General features: G+C 44.1%; 1 protein-coding gene. It reads left to right on the top strand.

Features of this window, described 5'->3' with window-relative positions; genetic code table 11:
• Positions 1-744 (top strand): EF-Tu C-terminal domain-related protein (locus ACG9ZL_RS21090; protein ID WP_419361866.1); only part of this gene is annotated, 744 nt, incomplete at its 5' end.

The raw sequence follows: 744 nt of genomic DNA, 5'->3' as shown, positions 1-744 counted from the left end.
GTAGAAATGGAAGTTCGTGAACTTCTATCTACTTATGACTTCCCAGGTGATGACACGCCTATCATCCGTGGTTCAGCACTTGCTGCACTTAATGGTGATGCTGGTCAATATGGCGAATCAGCTGTACTTTCACTTGTTGAAGCGCTTGACTCTTATATCCCAGAACCAGAACGTGCTATCGATAAAGCATTCTTGATGCCAATCGAAGATGTATTCTCTATTTCTGGTCGTGGTACAGTGGTAACAGGTCGTGTAGAGTCTGGTATCGTTAAAGTCGGCGAAGAAGTTGAAATCGTTGGTATTAAAGATACAGTTAAAACAACTGTAACTGGCGTAGAAATGTTCCGTAAACTTCTTGACGAAGGTCGTGCGGGCGAGAACTGTGGTGTTCTTTTACGTGGTACTAAGCGTGAAGACGTACAACGTGGTCAAGTACTTGCTAAACCAGGTACAATCAAGCCGCACACTAAATTCGATGCAGAAGTATATGTACTTTCTAAAGAAGAAGGTGGTCGTCATACTCCGTTCCTTAACGGTTACCGTCCACAGTTCTACTTCCGTACAACTGATGTAACTGGTGCAATCCAATTACAAGACGGCGTTGAAATGGTTATGCCAGGTGACAACGTTGAAATGTCAGTAGAACTTATCCACCCAATCGCAATGGACCCAGGTCTACGTTTTGCGATCCGTGAAGGTGGTCGTACAGTTGGTGCTGGTGTAGTTGCTAAAGTAACTGCATAA

Source organism: Acinetobacter legionensis, from assembly GCF_048551735.1.
Lineage (GTDB): Bacteria > Pseudomonadota > Gammaproteobacteria > Pseudomonadales > Moraxellaceae > Acinetobacter.
Note: the sequence above shows the minus strand (reverse complement) of the source record. Positions and strands in the feature narration are given on the sequence as shown.